Origin of the sequence: Candidatus Accumulibacter cognatus, assembly GCF_000584975.1 — a bacterium.
GTDB classification, from domain to species: domain Bacteria; phylum Pseudomonadota; class Gammaproteobacteria; order Burkholderiales; family Rhodocyclaceae; genus Accumulibacter; species Accumulibacter cognatus.
On the sequence record NZ_JDST02000090.1, the window covers coordinates 1 to 18,390 of the forward strand.

Consider the following 18,390-nt stretch of genomic DNA (forward strand, 5'->3'; position numbering starts at 1 on the left):
AGGCCGACAGGCTGCTAGGCGCCGCTCTCTTCTACTTCTCGGTTAGCCACTTCGTTGGCGACTGGAAAAAGCTGACGCGTTTGGAAACCGTCGTCCACCTTGAGAGGATCGCCGTAGCGGCGAGCAACTTGGTGCACGAACTCCAGAAAGAGCGCGGTTTGTCGGCGGGCTTCATCGGTTCAAAGGGTGCCCGCTTTGCCCCCGAGCTGAAAGAGCAGCGGCAGTTGACCGACCGCCTGCATGGCGCCTATGAAAATGTGCTTAAGGACACACCGGCGTCCATTTTCTCGACGCGAATCAAGAGTACGCTGTCAGGCACTGCAAGTCGGCTTGGCGAAATGGGCGACAAGCGCAAGGGAATCGATACATTGAGCCTCACCGGGCCGGACTCTTTTGCCTACTACACCTCGACAATCGAACGTCTGATCGGACAGGTCGCAGACTCGACCGCCCAGGCCGACAATGCTACGGCCTCCCGCATGCTCAGTGCCTACACCATGTTCATTAACGCCAAGGAGTACGCGGGCCGCGAACGAGCGACGCTAAATGCGGCGTTTTCCGCCAATACGCCAATGGATCCGGCCCTGTATCGCCGTTTCATTAGCATTGTCGGAGCCCAGGGACTGTACCTGAACTCCTTCGAGACCCTGGCGGAACCCGAATTCGTCCAGGCATGGCAGTCCGTGCTCGAATCCCCGTCGTACAGGGAAGTTGAATCCATGCGCCGGAATGCGCTCGACAAGTTCGCGACCGGTGATTTCGGCATCGAAGCACCGAAATGGTTTGCCACCATCACGACCAAGATCGATGGCATGAAGAGGATCGAGGACCTCATCGTCGCCTCACTAGAGCAACTCGTCACTCGGCTCGAAGGTGGCGCACGTAGCAGTCTCTGGCTTTCCGGCGCCTTGACTGCGCTCGGGATCGGGATTATCGCAGTATTCCTGTTCGCCATCATTGACCTCGTGCGCCGTGTCGACACCGCTGTCAAGGTCGCCGACACAATGGCCGCAGGAGACTTGCGCCAGAGTGTGACCACCGCCGGCCGTGACGAAGTGGGCGCCCTCATGGCGTCCTTCTCCTACCTGTCGAATCGCCTGAACGACATTATTGCCCAGCTGCGCGATTCGGCCGACGGACTTAAGGAATCGGCGCAGCAGGTGTCGGCAACCGCGCAGTTGCTTTCCCAATCATCGTCGGAGCAGGCCTCTGTGGCCGATACGACCAACCACTTGGCAAAAACCTTCTCTGATTCCCTGAAAGAGATAGCATCCAAGGCCACCCTGACCGACCAGCGTGCCCAGGAAGCGAACCATACCGCCAACGACGGCGCCGTCGCCGTACGCGCCACCCTGGCCGCGATGAAAGAAATTGCCGACAAGATCCGCATCGTCGACGACATTGCCTACCAAACTAACCTGCTGGCGCTGAACGCCGCCATTGAGGCCGCCCGAGCCGGTGAACAGGGCAAGGGCTTCGCCGTCGTGGCATCGGAAGTACGTAAACTGGCCGAACGATCGCAGAAAGCCTCTGGCGAGATCAGTCTCCTCGTTTCCGACAACACTGATCTTGCTGACAAGGCAGGGGTCCTGCTTGAGGCAATGTTGCCCGGAATCCGAGAGACCTCCGATCTGGTGCGCGAGATCAATCAGACCTCGGACCAGCAGACCGGTAACGTCACACAGGTCACACAAGCGATGTCCAATCTCAAGCGCTCGACCCAGATGAACGCGTCTGCCGCCAAAGAGTTGGCTGCGACGGCGGAGGAGCTGACGCAGCATGCTTGCCAGCTCGACGAACTGATGACCTACTTCAAAACCCGCACCCAAGAAGATCATCAACCCCGTTGATGACACTCGCCAACCCCGTTAGGCCGCGTAAACAAGTAACCATCCCCCGGCAAGGCCGGGGGCTTTCATGATGTGAGCCGCTGACAGCGGCTAAACAAGGCCACTAACACGACCCTGACTATTTTGCGCCACCTAAAGGTGGAAGATCAACGCCACAGGCTCAATTGATCCAGTCGCTTGCTCTCCTGCTCCTGGTCGCGGATGGAGTCCCGGGTCAACGCTTCGTCTCGACCAACGGTCGAGACGAAGTACTTTCGTGCCCAGAAGCTTTGGCCAATGAAGTTCCTCTGGTGCTCACCGTACACTCGAGCCAGGTGAATCGCGCTCTTGCCCCTGATGTCCCCCACCAAATGCGACACCGCGTACTTCGGGGGAATCGAAATCAGCAGGCGCACGTGATCCTGCATCAGAGGCCCCTCTTCGATCCGGCTCTCCTTCTGCTCAGCCAGTTGCGGAACACTTCCCCGAGGTAGCGACGCAGTGACTCTACAGCGTACGGCGTCGGCACTTCTGGATGAACACTACGTGATATTTGCACTCAGACTTCGAGTGGCTTAGCCTGACCTTAACACACCAATGTCATATTTGGTCGATTATTTGGGGTGCAAAAAATGTAACGCATTGATTTTTAATATAGTGTGTTTTGCTGACGTTTTGTTGTGACATAATATTTTGTCAGAGTCGATTTTTCTCTTGCTTTTGTTGTACGATCGTGGGCATGTTTATTCGAAAGACACGAACCAACAACAAGGCGAACGGCGAGGGGTAATTCACCTATCGGCTGGTGCGTGGCGAGCGCATTGGGGGCAAGGTCCGGCAGATCACCGTGCTAAACCTCGGGAGGAACTTCTCGATCAAGCAGGAGGATTGGCCGGTGCTGTGTCGCCGCATCGAGCAGCTTCTCCATCCCCAGGAGCGGCTCTTGCCCCTTGAATGCTCAAAGCCTATCGAGAGCGCTGCCCAGTGCTACGCTGGGCAACTGGTGATGCGCGCGCCGGCGACCGAGTCCGCGGCTGCCGGCGCCGCGGTACCTATCTACGCAGCTATGCGCTGGCGTTCATCGAAAAAGTCTGCCCGGAGATCGGGGAAGAATACCTCAAGGCGGTGGCGCAGAAGCAGAACGGCAGTGAGTGATTGTGCCGCTGGCGTGCCAGGCCAATGGCAGTCGATCGTAGGAACCGGCCCCAAGCATGTCTGTGCCTCGCCGGCCATCGCGACCCCGGAAGTGATCCATGTAAAATACGCCCTCCAGTGCGCGCCATCGCATCGCCAGAGGCGCCTGCAGGCGTCGGCATCCACCCCAGCGAAAATGACCATGAAACTCCACGAGCAATTGAATCTCCTGACGGTGGACGAATTGAAGCAGAGACGCGATCTGACGCCCATCGGCGACCGCTCGACGCGCAAGGCGGAGATCATCGAGGCGCTCGCCCAGTATCTTCTGGCCGGCGATCTGGGCAGTGTCTGGCAGCGCCTGTCCCAACTGGAAATCGACGCCATCGCCGAGGCGGTCCACCACTGGGGAGGGCGCTTCGATTCGGTGCGCTTCCGGCTCAGGTACGGCCAGGTCCCCGAGTACTTCGGGCGGCGGCGCATCTATTTTTATTCCTGGGGCACGCCAAAGGTCGAACAGCCCAGCGTCCTCAAGCTCTTCTTCTACCATGGCGAGATCCCCGAGGACCTGCTGCCGCGTCTGGCCGGGCTGGCGCCACGGCCGGCCGAGCTGGCGATCACCACCCTGAGCGACGAGGATCTGCCGGCCACCGTTGCCTCGCATGGGGCGGCCGGTGCAGCCGAGCCGCTGCGCCTCGTCGCCACCGAGGCGCTGGTGCGACATGACCTGCCGGCGGTGCTGCGGCTGATAGGGCAGGGCGGCATCGCGGTCGGCCCGAAGACCGGCCTGCCGAGCAGTGCCGCAGTGGCGAAACTGGAGTCGATCCTGCTCGGCGGCGACTGGTACCGGCCGGAAGACGACCTGGGTAGCCAGCGCTGGGCGGGCGGGGCGATCCGTCCAATTCGCCCCTTTGCCTGGCCGCTGCTGCTGCAGGTCGCGGGGCTGGCAAAGCTGGACGGCAGCAAGCTGGCACTGACCGCCCGCGGCAGCAAGGCCCTCTCACAGCCGCTCGAAACGGTCGTCTCGCATCTGTTCGAGCGCTGGCAGGCAAAGGGGGCACCGGACGAACTGCGCCGCGTGGACCTGCTCAAAGGCCAGACCAGCCGATCGGCACAGCTCAGCGCCCTGGCCGATCGCCGTACGGTGATCGCTGGGGCCCTCAAGGATTGCTGTCCCGTCGGCCGCTGGATCTCCCTCGACGAGTTCTTCCGCCAGATGCGGTTTCGCAACCACGATTTCGAGGTCACTTACAACGCCTGGGCCCTGTACTTTTCCGATTCGAACTACGGCAGCCTGGGTCACGAGGGCTTCGGGAGTTTCGAGATCCTGCAGGCGCGCTATATCCTTGCCTATCTCTTCGAGTATCTGGCGACGCTCGGCCTGCTCGACGTCGCCTACACCAGTCCCTACCACGCCAGACCCGACTACCGGGATGTCTGGGGAACCGACGACTTCCTGTTCCTGAGCCGTTACGATGGCCTGCGCTATCTTCGCCTCAATGCCCTCGGCGCTTTTTGCTTCGGATTGACCCCGGACTACCGACCGACTGTCGAGAAGAAGCCGCCGCTACTGGCCACCGGGGCCGACTTCGGTCTGACCCTGCTGCGCGATCCGGAGCCTGCGGAGCGGCTGCTCCTCGAGCGGATCGCCCAGCCCTCGTCTGCCGATCGCTGGCGACTCGACCCGGATGCCCTGCTACGAGCGAGTGCCGATGCCGACGAGCGCGGGCGCATCCGCGACTTCCTCGACACCGCGACCGTTGGCGAGCTGCCGGCGGAGTTTCGCCAATTGCTGGAGAGCGTCGGCGAACGCGCCACCGCGCTCGCCGACGCCGGATCGGCGCGTCTGATCCGCTGCAAGGACGCCGCCATTGCCGCGCTGCTCGCCTCCGACCCAGGCACCGCGCCGCACTGCATGCGTGCCGGCGACCGCCTGGTCTGTGTTCCCGATCCGAAGCTCGCGGCCTTCCGCAAGGGACTCGTCAGGCTCGGCCTGGTGCTGCCCGAAACCCCCAGTGGCTGAGCTGCACGCGCGCTACGAGCGCCTGAGCCCCGACGAGCAACGCATCCTGCGGGTGTTGTCGGTGGTCTGCGAATCGGTCGGGCAGACCGTGCTGCAGCAGATCCTCGACGCCCTTGCCTGGCATGACCAGGCTGGCGCCCCACTGCGTCGCCTGCTGAACAAGACCCTGCGCGAGCGGCTGCTCAGTGATGGCTTGATCGATCTACCGAAGGGCGCTCTGTTCTGTCGTCCCGACCTGCGCGAAACACTGACTCTCGAGACCGTCGCCGACGGAACCTTCGCGGCGATCGTCGAGGCCGCAGAGCGCTGCTTGCCGACGCCGATACGCAACTCCTGGGAAGCGCAGAACGAATTACGCCGCTTGCGGGTGTTGCGCAACGCGCTCTATGGCGGGCGCGCAGACGAGGTCCTGCAACAGCTCGGGGTCGGCCCGGCCGCATCACTGGCCGGGGTTCCCTATCACCAGGTTCGACAACTGTCCGAGGTTTGCCTGTCCCAGCCGGACCCGGCATGGATCTCCGGCCTGGATGCCCGTCTCCAGATCCTGGCCCTCGCCCCGCTGTTGCACCAGACGGCCCTGGAACTGGTTCCACAGCCGGACCACTACGCACTGATGGAGCGCCTGCTGACTCCCTTGGCCGCAACCCGCCCGGACGTGGCCGACGCCCTGGCCGAGCAGTACCTGCTGCGCGGCTGCCTGGACATGGTGCCGGCGCTGCTGGCTGACCGGAGCGACCCCAAGTCGCTGGCCCTACGCGGCTGGCTACACTTTTTACAGGGCGATTACGCCCAGACTCTTGCGAAGATCGAGGCAGCCGAGCTGTCGGAGCGCAAGCTGAGCCGCAAGCGCAACGTCTATACACGTGGTATCGCCGGCGCGCTGTATCTCGTCGCCCTCCTGCACCGCGGCGGCAAGGCCGATTACGAACGGGTGCAGCGGCAGGTGGCCCTCTGTCTACGGGCCAGCGTGACCGACCCCATCGAGCAAGGGTTTCGGGTGCTCGGCGACCTGGCCGCGGTGCTGGCCGGCCAACGCCCATTGGACGACGCCGTCTGGCTGCAGTCCAGCCTGAGCGTGCGCGGCGCATTTCCAAAACTACTCCGCTTCCTGGCACTGCACTGGCTTGGCGAGCGCCCGACAGCGGACGCGCTGCAAGTCCTGGCGACCTGTGCCGAGCAGGCGCTGCAGGCCGGGATCGAATGGTATGCACACGAGGCCGTTGCCCTGCTGGTGGCCTTCGGCTTCGAGGGCGCGACCCCGACCCTGGCGGCACTTGGCGATCCTCCCGCCGGCGTGGTCCTGATGACCGATCTGCTGGCCCCCAGAGCCGCCTGGGAGATTGCCCTCGATGCGCTCAAGGGGCTTGGCAATCAGGCGGACGATCCCGGCAGCGTTGCGCCCGAGGCCGCCGATCTGCGCATGGCCTGGGTATTCGAACTGCACCAGAACGACGCCCTGCTCGAACCCCGCGAGCAGAAGCGCAGCAAACGCGGCGACTGGAGCCAGGGCAGGCCGGTGGCGCTGCAGCGGCTCGCCGAGACCCCCGAAGATTTTCCCTACCTGACGCCCCAGGACCGCGAGATCTGCGCCTGCATCGTCCGCGAGCAGGAAGCGAGCTGGTACGGTGGCTACGCGCGGACCGTTTATCGGATCGACACCGAGCGCGCCCTGCTGGCCGCCGTCGGCCACCCCCTGGTCGTCCGCAACGTGACCACAAATACTCCGGTTGAACTGGTGCGGGCGCTGCCGACGCTGGCGGCGGTGCGGCGCAGCAAGGACTTTCTGGTCAGCATCGAGCCCTTCCCGGCCGAGATCCGGTCGCTGTTGCCGGTCGAGGAGACCCCGCAGCGCATCCGGCTGGTGCAGTTCGATGTCCGGCACCGGGAAATCGCCCGCATTCTCGGCCCGACGGGCCTCAGCGTCCCCAAGGGCGCCGAGCCGCGCTTGCTCGAAGGGCTCACTGCGGTCGCTCCACTGCTGACCGTTCACTCCGACATCGGCGGCGGTGCCGGCGTTGCCGAGACGATCGTCGCCGACCCGCGCCCGCATCTGCACCTGAACGCTTTCGAGGGCGGCCTCGGCCTCGAGTGCTATGTTCACCCCGGTGGTGAAGCTGGCCCGCAGTTCCGACCGGGGCAGGGAGGGGCGACCCTGTTCAGCGAGCGCGACGGTCGCACCCTGCGCTGCTCCCGCGACCTCCGAAGCGAGCTGGCGGCGGCCCGCGCGGTGATCCGCCAATGCTCGGCACTCGCCGGCAACGACGGCTGGAGCTGGCACCTCGACGACCTCGAGCAGGCCCTGAGCGCACTCGAAGAGCTTCATCACCTCGGCGATGCGGTCGTGCTCGACTGGCCGCAAGGCAAGCGCATCAGCCTGGGCAAGGAAACCCAGCTCCGCCAGATGCGTGTCACTCTCCGGCAGCAGGCCGACTGGCTGGCGATCGATGGCGAGCTGACTCTCGACGACGGGCGCGTGCTGGCGATGCGCGAGCTGCTCGAGCGCGCGGCCGCCGCCCAGGGCCGCTTCGTCCGCCTCGGCGAAAACGATTATCTGATTCTCCGCCAGGCCCTGCGTCGGCGCCTGGACAAGCTGCGCGGACTGGTGGCCGACGACGGCCGCTTCCACCCCTTCGCGGCGCCGGCCATCGAGGAGATCATCGATGGCATGGCAGTCGAGGCCGATTCGGCGTGGCGGACGCTGCTCGACCGGCTGGCTGCGCTGCAGGCCCTCGAACCGCCACTCCCCTCGACGCTGCAGGTGGAGCTGCGCGACTACCAGGCCGAAGGCTACCGCTGGCTCGCTCGCCTCGCCCACTGGGGCGCCGGCGCCTGCCTCGCCGACGACATGGGGCTTGGCAAGACGGTCGAGGCGCTGGCCCTGATCGTGTCGCGGGCCGCTGCAGGCCCGACACTGGTGCTGGCGCCGATGTCGGTCTGCGGCAACTGGATCGACGAAGCGCAGCGCTTTGCCCCGACGCTCAAGCCTCTACGTTTCGGCGGCGCCGACCGCGCCGCGCTGCTCGAACAGGCCGGCCCCTTCGACCTCATCGTCTGCAGCTACGGCCTTCTGCAGAGCGAAGGCGAACGCCTCGCCGAAGTGCCGTGGCAGACCATCGTCGCCGACGAAGCGCAGGCGTTCAAGAACGCGCTCACCAAACGCTCGCAGGCGATGATGCGTCTGCGTGGGGCATTTCGCATGATCACCACCGGCACGCCGATCGAGAACCATCTCGGCGAGCTGTGGAACCTCTTCCGCTTCATCAATCCCGGCCTGCTCGGTTCGCTGGAGACCTTCAACCGGCGCTTCGCAATTCCCATCGAGCAGGCCAGGGACGCGAGCGCCCGGCAGCGGCTGCGCCAATTGCTGCGCCCCTTCATTCTGCGCCGCCTGAAGAGCGAGGTCTTGAGCGAGCTGCCCGCGCGCACCGAGATCACCCTGCAGATCGAGCTCGGTAGCGGCGAGAGGGCGCTCTACGAGGCCTTGCGCCAGCAGGCCATCGAACGCCTCGAAGATGCCTCGGAGGCTCACCCCGGCCAGCAGCGCATGCAGCTTCTCGCCGAGATCATGCGTCTGCGTCGCGCCTGCTGCCATCCGCGGCTCGCGCTACCCGACAGCGAACTGCCGAGCGCCAAGCTCGAGTCCTTCGCCGAGATCGTCGACGAACTGCTCGACAATCGTCACAAGGCACTGGTCTTCAGTCAGTTTGTCGATCACCTCAAGCTCCTCAGTAGCCATCTCGATGCCCGTGGCATCCGCTACCAGTATCTCGATGGCTCGACCCCCGAGGCGCAGCGCCGCGCAGCGGTCGCCGCTTTCCAGGCCGGCGAGGGAGATTTGTTCCTGATCAGCCTGCGTGCCGGCGGCGCCGGGCTCAACCTGACCGCCGCCGACTACGTCATCCACATGGATCCCTGGTGGAACCCCGCCGTCGAAGACCAAGCCTCCGACCGCGCCCACCGCATCGGCCAGGAGCGCCCGGTCACGATCTATCGCCTGGTCGCCCAGGACACCATCGAAGAGCGCATCCTGCAACTGCACGCCGGCAAGCGCGACTTGGCCGACGGGCTGCTCGTCGGCACCGAGGACGGCGGCAGGCTGAGCTACGCGGAGATGCTGGCGCTGGTGCGAGGGGGCGAGTGATGCGGGAGGCTGGGCGGGAGGCCTTGCCCTCACTTCCTCCTGCAACGCCACCCGGTGTTGCACATGATGTGTTATTCAGCCTGCCGTCTCTCGACTTCATCCATCTTCTTGGCCAGTTCCTCGGGAGTGAGAATTCCCTTCTGAAAGAGAATGTTTGCGAAAGCGACGATCCAGCGTTCGTAATAGGTGAGTTTGCCGATCATCTCCGCGCCGAGCGACTCGACGCCTCGGCGTTTTTCCTCCGTGCTGATAATCTTATGGAAATCGAGGACATCCGCCAGTGCGTGGCAACGCTTCTCCCAAGGCTCGAGTTCGTGGTCAATGCGTTCGATGCGATCCGCCGGCAAGCCGCCAATGTCATTCGGCAGTGTTTTCAGGAGGTGTTCGGTTTGGCTCATGAATTGATCCGGTGTTCAAGGTTGACTTTGACAACGCCAATCATCGCGTCGCGGGTGACCATGGCGGCGAGTTGTTCCTCGGTAAAACCCTCGGTGCCTGCCGGACGCAGCGGCAATACCAGATAACGCTGGATCGCGGTCGAGTCGCTGACACGAATCTCGACGTCTTCAGGAATCTCGGTGCCGAACTCGGACAAGACTTTCCGCGGTTCCTTGACGGCGCGGGCGCGGTATGGCCTGGCTTTATACCAGTCGGGCGGAAGGCCGAGCACCGGGCGCGGGTAACAGGAACAGAGCGTGCAAACGATGAGATTGTGAACCTTGTCGGTATTCTCCAGAACGATGAGCTGGGTGTCGTCGTAGAAGCTGATGCCCAACTCTTCGCAGGCTGCACGGCCGTTGGTGAGCAGACGAGCCCGAAACCCAGGATCGACCCACGCCCGCGCGACGACTTTCGCACCCAACGCAGGCGTGCGGGAGTCAAGCACTTCGATCTGTCGACGAATCTCGCCGGGAGCGATCAGCTTCTTTTCGATCAGCAGCTCCCGAATGGCCGTCTCCATGATTTCGTAATACTCGGGAGGCGCCTCGTCAGCCGCCGCAGGATGCGGATGGGAATGATCGTGGTCGTCCATATTCAGACCCTTTCCAGCCATGTTTCAAAGACTTCGATGCGCAGACTATCCAGAAGGGAGCCGGCATAGCCAGGCCACAAAGCGGTCAGCGGGATGGCCACGCGAAAATAGTGGCCTTTGGAACCCGCATTGCGCCCAAAACCCTCCTCCTCGTTGTTGACCGCGGGCGGTTCCATCACCGCTTCCACGGTGGCAAGCTTGCCCCGAATGTAGGCCGGTACGCGATAATGCCAGACGGGATAGCGAACCGAGATTCGGACATCGTCGCCTGCCTTGAAAGCGGGTTCCTCACCCAGGGCTTTCACGACATTCAGGCCTGGCGCCGGGAATGGTTTTGGCATGGACGCCTCGTTAAGAAAGGATAGAGAAATAAAGCGTTGTCATCCAAAGTATACGAGTCCCCATCAACCGGCGTCAATCTCGCATGATGATGTGCGTTCGGACAACGCTGAAGCCATGGTCCATATTACCGCTGCTCACCTCATGCTCCGGTGCTTCGCGTAGCTTTTGGACCGTGTCCTAGACGACTGCCACCCGATCGTATCCACCGGCCTTGGCGTTGTGCAGCGCCGTGGCTGCGCGCTTCAGCAGATCGTCAATCGACGTGTCGTCAGCATGGACTTCGCTCACCCCGACACTGACCGTGAACTGGACGGTGCCGTTGTCGCTCGGGATCGATATGCCGGGGATTGCTTTGCGAATTCGTTCGGCGACCAGGACGGCTTCCCGTGCTTTCGTATTGGGCAGCAGAAGCGCGAATTCACCGCCTCCGAGTCTGCCAAGAAGGTCCATGTCACGCAGGCCCTCTTTCGCGGTATTGGCGAAAAGGATCAGGGCCTGGTCGCCAACGGCATGGCCATAACCGTCGTTGATCCGCTGGAAAAAGTCGATATCGAACAACACGACGGTCAGGGGGATCTGCCGGCGACGCGCGCGCGCGACCTCGTCGGTGAGTGTTTCGAAGAAGTGCTGGCGGCTGCTGCTGCCGGTCAGCAGATCGGTCGTTGCCAGGCGCTGTAATTCGGCATCCTGACTGGTGAGCGCCTGCAGCAGGTGTAGCGATCGATAGGCGATGAACGCCAATGGCAGGGTCACTCCCAGTCCCAGCAGGATTACCCAGGCCGTCTGTCTTAGCCAGGCAGCAAGCGCTTCATCGTAGTCTTCCGATACCATGATCACCAGCGGGAAATCGGGCATTGACGAGTAGCTGATGAATTCTCGCGCCCGTGTGCCGAGGCGGGCATCGGGCAGCACCAGGGCCTGCGGCTGCTGCGCGAGATGCTCTCTGAACAAGGCTTCGCTGGCCATCGAGTGGCCGGGCAGTCGGTCATCATGGGGTGCCCTCGCCAGCACCGTGCCGTCGCGCCTGAGCAGAGTAATCGCTCCGCCGGGTTGCAGGCGTTGTTTTTCGTAAGACCGGGTCAGCGTTGGCAGGTCGATCACCGCGAGAAGTACCTGGATGTCGTTCGCCGGATGTTGCAGCGACAGGCTGAGCGGCAGGCCGTCGTGGTCAGCGAGCGGCTTGCGCGTGGGGTTGCCGACAAACAGGCCCGGGCTGTTCAGGGCTCCCTTGAAATAGTCGCGGTCCGCGACATTGGCCAGCGGCCCCTGAGCGGGGTCGAGAATGTCGAACATCTGGCCATCCGCGGCAAGCAGGTAGATATCGATCGACTGGTCGGTTCCGGCACGAAAGGTCTCGATCAATTGTCGGAAGGTCCTGTCGGTGCGGGGATCCAGATCGGGGTTTGCTTGCAGCCAGTGCTCACAACTGGCCAGGAAAGTATCGGCGACGCGAAACTGCTGTCGGGTCTGCTCTTCGACGGCGTGGGTCATGCGTTGCAGAAGCCCGCCGGTGGTGGCAATACTTTCATGGCGATCCGCGACGACCGAGACCATCAGTGCCAACCACAGTGCGCCGACCAACAACAACGTCACGCCAACGACCATGCGCGGGTTGGCCCATTCCTCAATATGCCTGATGCGCTCGTTTGTCATGCTGCCCGCCAAGGTTGCCGATCGATTGGCCGTATTCTAACAGTCTGCTGACATTATTCGCTTCCGTGCCGCCCACGCAGTATTAGCCGCCATGACCTTACGTGGGCTGCCCGGCAAGAGATATTTTGCCCGCTGCTTGATGTGCAATTCTCGTCAGCGGGACGCCGCCGTCTCTGAATCGGCTTCGTCGCCCTGCACGTCAATGACGCCGGTAAATAACTCGATGGCCGTACGGGCGACCTGGTAGGTGTCGTAATAGACATAGGCGCTGGCGCCAATCGCTCCGAGAACCGGGATCCAGCGCGAAATTCCTCTGCCGATGAGTCGTTGGGAGAGGTGCATGCCGATCTTCAGAGCGACCGACTGGGTCTCGGGACGCGAGGCGAGATGGACGACATGGCGCTTTCCGATCTTGGCAACCAGATCGCGAACGATCTGTGGATCGGTGTGCCGGAACAGGCAATAGAGCATCTCTTCGCGGTTCAAACCGTCGATCTTGCCATAGCAAGCGGCGATATCCGCAACCATCTGTGTCTGGAGTTTCCACAGCGAACGCAGTTCGGGAAGGAGGGTAAGCCAGCCGAGTGGGCCAGGCGGCAGTGTCAGGCTGCCGGCAGTGACGGCAGCCTGTCTGGCTGCCGTGCGGGCGATCGCGCGGGCGTGGTCTTCCGGGTTTTGTTGCCGGTATTCGCGGGTGGCCGGGATTTGGCCAACATAATCCAGAATCGCTTCGGCGATTCTTCGGCTGGCCCGAAGGTTCGATGGGCGTCGTGTAAAGCGTTTGGTTGACATGGTCAGTGCGTTGGCTGCGGTTAATGTGAAAGTCGCGTCAGCGACTCATGAATCGTCCATTTTCCGAACCCGGAAGGAAGGGTGCAGGGGCGCGCCGTTCCCGGCCACCCGGCGCCAGACACTGGCAAGCCAGGGCTGTTGCGCGCACGGCAGGCCGGTCGGGCGGTAATAGTGCTCGAGTTCGACGAAGTCCGCACCCAGCATCCAGCGTCGCCAGGCTGCGAGGTCGTGAAAGACCCCATAGCGTCCGTCATGCCAGCCTTCCTGGTTGTCCCCGCGAGGGTTTGAGCAGAACAGGACGCCGTCGGGCTTGAGGGCGGCATGCAGTTGTCGCAGAACGCGCGGCAATGCCCGGCTGGGGACATGAAACAGCGAGGCATTGGCGAATACCCCGTCGAAATCCCCTGAGGGAAGATCAAGACTCAGGAAATCCTGTTCCCAGACCGTGCAACCCGTGTCGCTGCGTGCCATCTCGACGAAGTTCGCGGCTCCGTCCAGCCCGACAGCCCGATGACCGAGGCGGGTAAAGGCCTTGAGGTCGCGGCCCGGGCCGCAGCCGAAGTCGAGAATCGTGAAGGGTGGCTGGCCACGGATGTGGCGCAGGAGCGCGGCGATGTTCTGACTCACGTCGTGGTTGCGGGTGCCTTCGCGAAAGTCTTCGGCACATTGCTGGTAATGGGCGAGTGTCCGGGCAGTGATTTGTTCGAGTGTGGGGGTAAATGATGGCATGGTCGTGGCCGGTGACTGAACGGGTCTGCGCAGGATGGTCCTAGAGGGGATGGTAAACCCATTGCGTGCGGATACTCCACGATGAATTGCAGATTCATGCCAAAGTGGCGTCAGTGACTCACTAACTCACTAATCTCCCCTCTCCTGCTGGCGTGAAGTGGTCGGAGAAAGGGGGAAACAACTTTCATCATCTCGAGGGCCTGGAAAAGTGATGACCGTTAGCACGCGGCTGCGGCGACAATCGCCACCAGATCGGAATCTTGCTGGCCTTGGTCGCTTTCCACGGTAGAATTTTGCGGCTGGAAAGGTGGCCGTTAGAAAGGTGGCCGCTATAATGTCGCAAGCGTGGACAATCGTTCGCGGATGTGCCAATCTCGCCCACTCGGCATATCAGGCCCTGCTGCTGGCCTGATTCCGCCATCGTCAGCCAAGCTTTCCCGATGATGATCCGATTCCAATCCGACACCTCTTGTTTGCATGTTTGACGATCAGTTGCAGGCTCGCCAGCGCCTTCGCCGCCTTCGCCGTATACGGGAATCCGAGGCGGGTGTAGCGACGCAATTACGGCGCATTGTCCTGCGTATCGTATGGGCGGGCATAGCAGTGTTGGCGTTGACCATTGTCGGGATACTCGGTTTCTATCGGATTGCCGGTGACAACGGGAACTGGTCCGATGCGGTATATATGACCCTGATCAGCATCTCGACGGTGGGTTATGGCGAGATTGTCCCTCTCCATTCGCTTCAGGATCGCCTTTTCGCTGGTTTCATTGCCATTTCTGGCCTGGGCGCGCTGACCTTCCTGTTCACCAGCCTGTCCGTGTTTTTCCTTGAGAAGGATCTGGATTATTCCCTGCGGAGACGACGGATGGAAAATAGCATTCATAAGCTACGGCAGCATTTCATCATTTGCGGTTTCGGGCGGGTCGGCCGTAGCGTCGGTCGCGAACTGCATAATACCGGCCGGCATTTCGTCGCCATCGACATCGAAGTGGAGCGTTTCGAGGAGAACCTCGACAAATTTCCCGCACTGCTCTATCTGCATGGCGATGCTTCCGACGATGATCTGATGGAGGCAGCAGATATCGAGGATGCCCGCGGCCTGTTTGCCGTCACCGGTGACGATTCACGCAATCTGATGATCATCATTACCGCCAGACAACTCAACCCGCGCTTGCGCATCGTGGCTCGCGCCCAGGAACTGCGAAATGTCGAAAAAATGCGCAAGGCGGGTGCCGACGCGGTGATTTCTCCGGATTTCACAGGCGGCATTCGCCTGGCGTCAGCGATGGTCCGGCCGCACGTCGTCGGCTTTCTCGACGAGATGATCCGGTCGGACAAGAACGTGCGTGTCGAAGAGGTTCCGGTGCCTGCCAATTTCCCGCAGACTCGTGTCGGCGACCTGCGTCTGCGCAGCCCGGACTATATCCTGTTGGCGGTACGCGAGCAGGATGGTGCCTGGATATTCAATCCTAAGGTTGATGACATCATCCACGCTGGCAGCATCATCATCGCTCTGGCCAATCCTTCGGGACGTGCACAACTCAAGGCACATCTGATCGAAAAGATGTCCTAATTTTCTTTCTCCAACATGAGGGTTGGCGATGGCCACCGAAACTGAAATCAAGCTGTCCCTGTCGGCTCGCACTGCGAGTGCGTTGGCCAAGCAAGCCATGTTGAGCAACATCGAGCGACGTCGGCAACTGCTGATCAATACTTATTACGATACCCATGACAAGCGCCTGCGGCGCGAGCGGATGGTCGTTCGACACCGTCAGAAGGGCCGGCAGTGGCTGCTGACCGTCAAGACTGCGCCGATGCTTACCGCCGGACTGGCGCAGCGTAGCGAGTGGGAAGTTCACAGCCGGCCCGGAGAGTTCGATTTTTCGCATTTGGATGGCAGTGTCCGCGAGTTGCTCGAATCGCTTCGGGAGAGTCTTCAACCCGCTTTTACAACCCACTTCATGCGCCACACCTGGCTGCTGGAACCGCGCGCGGGGGTGCGCATCGAACTGGCACTGGACCGCGGCTGGATCGAGGCGCGGGGGCAACGCCAGACGATCCGAGAGATCGAACTGGAACTGCTCGACGGAACGGTCAGCGATTTGTTCGCCGTGGCCGCTGAGTTGCAGGCCAGCCTGCCGCTGCACCCAGCAGCCAGCAGCAAGGCCGAGCGTGCCTACCGTCTGCTGGACGACCTGCCGCTGACGGCGGTAAAAGCACTGCCCGTGCCGACCGACGCCGCCATGTCGAGCATCGAAGCCTTTCGCCTGATCGCCCTGTCCTGCCTGAACCATCTGCAATACAACGAAGCCGGTGTCTGCCAGAGCGACGAGCCCGAGTTCGTTCATCAGGCGCGCGTCGCCATCCGTCGGCTACGATCGGCGATGCGTCTCTGGCAGTCACGGTTGCCAGAGAATTTCGTGACCCGTTTCGATCCACTCTGGCAGGAACTGGCGAACAAATTGGGTGAAACCCGCAACTGGGATGTCTTCATTGCGGAAACTTTGCCTGCACTAGCCGATGCTCTGCCTGGCAGGGTCGAGGTCGAGCGGCTGTCGAGCCATGCCCTGAGGCGCTGTGCGAACAGTCGCCAGGCGAGCAGAAGCGCGCTCAAGTCGGTAGCGTATTCGCGTCTTTTGATCGATTTCAGTGCCGCCACCCAGGCCCTGCCGGATGATGCCGCCGGGTCGCTCGCACACTTCGTCCCACGTTGCCTCAACAAGCGCGCCAGGCGCGTCCAGGAACGCGCCGCGGCTGCGCTGGGAACGGATGATGATGCGGCTCGTCACCGCCTGCGCGTCGCGTTCAAGCAACTGCGCTACGCAGTCGAGTTCTTTACCCCGATTCTGGCCGGCCCGCTGCTGGCGAATTACCACCAGTCGGCCAGTGACCTGCAGGACTTGCTCGGGCGTCTCAACGACCTGGCGGTCGCTTCGCAACTCGCTGCCGATGCGCCAACTGCTGGTCAAGGACAGGGGATTGCAGACTGGCTGGCGGCCCAGACCGATTCGTTGCTACCGGAATTCGCCAAGCGACTCAACGATTTTCAGCAACAGCCGGTACCCTGGAAAGCCGGGTAGACGACTCGTGAAGATTTATTCGCGCCGGCTGGGAGGCCGGTGCGCCGCCAGAGCTTGTCGCTGTACGGCTGTGCCGGCAGCGAATGGGGCGACGCTGGCTGGGGCGCTGTCCGGCAGGATGGCTGTTCGGCTACAATTTGTAAATCCAGCTGGCAATCACAAAGTAGTTGAGAACACCGAGAATGTCGATGGCGGTAGTCACGAACGGACCGGTGGCAACCGCCGGGTCCACCTTCAGGCGCTGAAAGATCATCGGCAGGAGCACGGCCAGCAAGGCTGCGCCAGTCATGTTGCCGAGGATCGTCAGACCGACCACCTGCCCAAGACTGAGGCTGTCGTACATCAGGTAGCCGTAGGTGGCCAGGATCACGCCGTAGAAACCACCGAGCAGCAGACCGACGCGCAACTCCTTGAGCACCAGTGGCACGGTATCGCGGATGTCGATCGCACCGGTCGCCAGGCCACGTACCGCGACGGTAGCCGATTGCACACCGACGTTGCCGGCCATGCCCATGACCACTGGCAGGAAGGCGCTCAATACCAGTACCTCACCGAGAATCGCTTCATATCGCCCGATTACCGCGGTCGCCGCGAGACCGCCGATGAACGCGGCGAGCAGCCAGGGCAGACGGATACCCGCGATCTTGAAGGCCGAGTGGGTGAGCGTTTCCGACTCGCTGGTACCGGCCATTTTCAGCATGTCGCGCGTCGTCTCTTCCTCAAGGACATCGATGACGTCATCGACCGTGACCATTCCGACCAACACATTCTCCTCGTCGACCACCGGTACGGCCAGCAGGTGATACTTTTCGACCAGCATGGCGACGGTGGTCTGGTCGGCATCCGTGGTGACCTTCATCACGCGCCGGTTCATGACCTTGTCGAGAGGCGTTCCCGGTCGGGCCAGCAGCAACTGCCGCAACGACACGACACCGACCAGCCGCCCTGCTTCATCGGTCAGATAGAGATAGAAAACCATCTCGACGTCTTCGCGGCCGCGAATGTTTTCGATCGCTTCTTCGACCATCAGGGTGTGCGGGAGCGAGAAAAAGTCGGTGGTCATGATGCCGCCAGCGCTGTTCGGGTCGTACTGGAGCAGGCTTTCGACTTCATCCTTGCTTTCCCGGTCGAGCAAGGCCATCAGTTGCGCCCGTTGATCTTCGGGCAAATCCCCGACGAGGTCGGCCAGATCGTCCGGCGCCACGTGTTGCAGGACCGCCGCCAGCTGTTCGATTGGCGACTCGGTCATCACCTCCGTACGCAGGCTAGGCGACAACTGGCTGAAGACTTCAGCCGCCATGGCCGTGTCGCTGATCGTGTAGAAGATGTCCACCACATGCTCTAGGGGCAACTCGTCGAGGATCGATGCCATGTCAGCCGGGTGAAGCCTGGAGATCACCTTCTGCAGCGACGCCTTGGCATTGCGGTGATACAGTCGGTCGATGGTTTCGACGAGTCGCTTCTTCCGGGTGTTGTAGGCGGCAGAGGCAACCGGCTTGGTTTCGACATTGATTTGCATGACAGTTCCCCCCGATATGCAGTGTGTATGATTGATCGTCAAACCCGGCAGTCTACCCGGAGGTTGTTCATTGGTCCATCAATTAGTCAGAATAGAGGGCGGGGCGGTTGTAC

13 protein-coding genes and 1 pseudogene are annotated in these 18,390 nt (G+C 62.2%); 6 read left to right on the forward strand and 8 right to left on the reverse strand.

Translation table 11 applies throughout. From position 1 onward, the window contains the following. Nucleotides 1-1,850 (forward strand): methyl-accepting chemotaxis protein (locus AW06_RS20965; RefSeq protein ID WP_273704794.1); only part of this gene is annotated, 1,850 nt, incomplete at its 5' end. A gap of 146 nt (nt 1,851-1,996) precedes the next feature. On the opposite strand, the pseudogene tnpA reads toward AW06_RS20965, so the two are convergent. Further along, nucleotides 1,997-2,372: pseudogene (tnpA, locus tag AW06_RS15945) on the reverse strand (IS200/IS605 family transposase). A 411-nt stretch (nt 2,373-2,783) separates the two neighbouring features. Between tnpA and AW06_RS15950 the strand changes: the two are divergent. From AW06_RS15950 to AW06_RS15960, 3 genes are all read left to right on the forward strand, one after another. Further along, nucleotides 2,784-2,984 carry a hypothetical protein gene (locus tag AW06_RS15950; protein ID WP_034951985.1) on the forward strand — a complete coding sequence of 67 codons (201 nt, stop codon included), beginning with the start codon at nt 2,784-2,786 and terminating at the stop codon, nt 2,982-2,984. Nucleotides 2,985-3,165: 181 nt separating this feature from the next. After that, nucleotides 3,166-4,986 (forward strand): hypothetical protein, encoded by a 1,821-nt coding sequence (locus AW06_RS15955; protein WP_034952022.1) that lies wholly within the window; start codon nt 3,166-3,168, stop codon nt 4,984-4,986. Next, complete coding sequence (locus AW06_RS15960; RefSeq protein WP_034951990.1) at nt 4,979-9,127, forward strand: DEAD/DEAH box helicase; 4,149 nt, start codon at nt 4,979-4,981, stop codon at nt 9,125-9,127. The genes AW06_RS15955 and AW06_RS15960 overlap by 8 nt, the downstream gene beginning before the upstream one ends. A 71-nt stretch (nt 9,128-9,198) precedes the next feature. Here the strand turns inward: AW06_RS15960 and AW06_RS15965 are convergent, their stop codons facing one another. The 6 genes from AW06_RS15965 to AW06_RS15990 form a co-directional block, all read right to left on the reverse strand. Then, entirely contained in the window at nt 9,199-9,525 is a 327-nt protein-coding gene (locus AW06_RS15965; protein WP_034951992.1) for an SH3-like domain-containing protein, read from the reverse strand. Next, a complete protein-coding gene (gene nthA / locus AW06_RS15970; protein WP_273704795.1) occupies nt 9,522-10,160 on the reverse strand; it encodes a nitrile hydratase subunit alpha in 639 nt (212 codons plus the stop codon). Before nthA ends, AW06_RS15965 begins: the two co-directional genes overlap by 4 nt. Before the next feature lie 2 nt (nt 10,161-10,162). After that, nucleotides 10,163-10,501: an SH3-like domain-containing protein gene (locus AW06_RS15975; RefSeq protein ID WP_034951998.1), complete on the reverse strand. Its 339-nt coding sequence runs from the start codon at nt 10,499-10,501 to the stop codon at nt 10,163-10,165. A 178-nt stretch (nt 10,502-10,679) separates the two neighbouring features. Continuing rightward, a complete protein-coding gene (locus AW06_RS15980) occupies nt 10,680-12,155 on the reverse strand; it encodes a sensor domain-containing diguanylate cyclase (protein WP_034952000.1) in 1,476 nt (491 codons plus the stop codon). A gap of 153 nt (nt 12,156-12,308) precedes the next feature. Beyond that, entirely contained in the window at nt 12,309-12,947 is a 639-nt protein-coding gene (locus tag AW06_RS15985; protein WP_034952002.1) for a hypothetical protein, read from the reverse strand. Nucleotides 12,948-12,992: 45 nt separating this feature from the next. Next, nucleotides 12,993-13,676: a class I SAM-dependent methyltransferase gene (locus AW06_RS15990; RefSeq protein ID WP_046535109.1), complete on the reverse strand. Its 684-nt coding sequence runs from the start codon at nt 13,674-13,676 to the stop codon at nt 12,993-12,995. A 477-nt stretch (nt 13,677-14,153) separates the two neighbouring features. Between AW06_RS15990 and AW06_RS15995 the strand changes: the two genes are divergently transcribed. After that, nucleotides 14,154-15,251, forward strand: a complete 1,098-nt coding sequence (locus AW06_RS15995) for a potassium channel family protein (protein WP_138678357.1) — start codon at nt 14,154-14,156, stop codon at nt 15,249-15,251. 28 nt (nt 15,252-15,279) lie between these two features. After that, nucleotides 15,280-16,758 carry a CYTH and CHAD domain-containing protein gene (locus AW06_RS16000; RefSeq protein WP_273704796.1) on the forward strand — a complete coding sequence of 493 codons (1,479 nt, stop codon included), beginning with the start codon at nt 15,280-15,282 and terminating at the stop codon, nt 16,756-16,758. A gap of 130 nt (nt 16,759-16,888) precedes the next feature. On the opposite strand, the gene mgtE is transcribed toward AW06_RS16000, so the two are convergent. Then, nucleotides 16,889-18,277 carry a magnesium transporter gene (mgtE, locus tag AW06_RS16005; RefSeq protein WP_034952004.1) on the reverse strand — a complete coding sequence of 463 codons (1,389 nt, stop codon included), beginning with the start codon at nt 18,275-18,277 and terminating at the stop codon, nt 16,889-16,891. Nucleotides 18,278-18,390: the final 113 nt, after the last annotated feature.

What these genes read in the sequence shown, in the direction of transcription:
- AW06_RS15980 (WP_034952000.1), bottom strand. Translation starts at nt 12,155, where the DNA reads ATGACAAACGAGCGCATCAGGCATATTGAGGAATGGGCCAACCCGCGC.
- AW06_RS15975 (WP_034951998.1), bottom strand. Translation starts at nt 10,501, where the DNA reads ATGCCAAAACCATTCCCGGCGCCAGGCCTGAATGTCGTGAAAGCCCTG.
- nthA (WP_273704795.1), bottom strand. Translation starts at nt 10,160, where the DNA reads ATGGACGACCACGATCATTCCCATCCGCATCCTGCGGCGGCTGACGAG.
- mgtE (WP_034952004.1), bottom strand. Translation starts at nt 18,277, where the DNA reads ATGCAAATCAATGTCGAAACCAAGCCGGTTGCCTCTGCCGCCTACAAC.
- AW06_RS15965 (WP_034951992.1), bottom strand. Translation starts at nt 9,525, where the DNA reads ATGAGCCAAACCGAACACCTCCTGAAAACACTGCCGAATGACATTGGC.
- AW06_RS15950 (WP_034951985.1), top strand. Translation starts at nt 2,784, where the DNA reads ATGCTCAAAGCCTATCGAGAGCGCTGCCCAGTGCTACGCTGGGCAACT.
- AW06_RS15995 (WP_138678357.1), top strand. Translation starts at nt 14,154, where the DNA reads ATGTTTGACGATCAGTTGCAGGCTCGCCAGCGCCTTCGCCGCCTTCGC.
- AW06_RS16000 (WP_273704796.1), top strand. Translation starts at nt 15,280, where the DNA reads ATGGCCACCGAAACTGAAATCAAGCTGTCCCTGTCGGCTCGCACTGCG.
- AW06_RS15985 (WP_034952002.1), bottom strand. Translation starts at nt 12,947, where the DNA reads ATGTCAACCAAACGCTTTACACGACGCCCATCGAACCTTCGGGCCAGC.
- AW06_RS15990 (WP_046535109.1), bottom strand. Translation starts at nt 13,676, where the DNA reads ATGCCATCATTTACCCCCACACTCGAACAAATCACTGCCCGGACACTC.
- AW06_RS15955 (WP_034952022.1), top strand. Translation starts at nt 3,166, where the DNA reads ATGAAACTCCACGAGCAATTGAATCTCCTGACGGTGGACGAATTGAAG.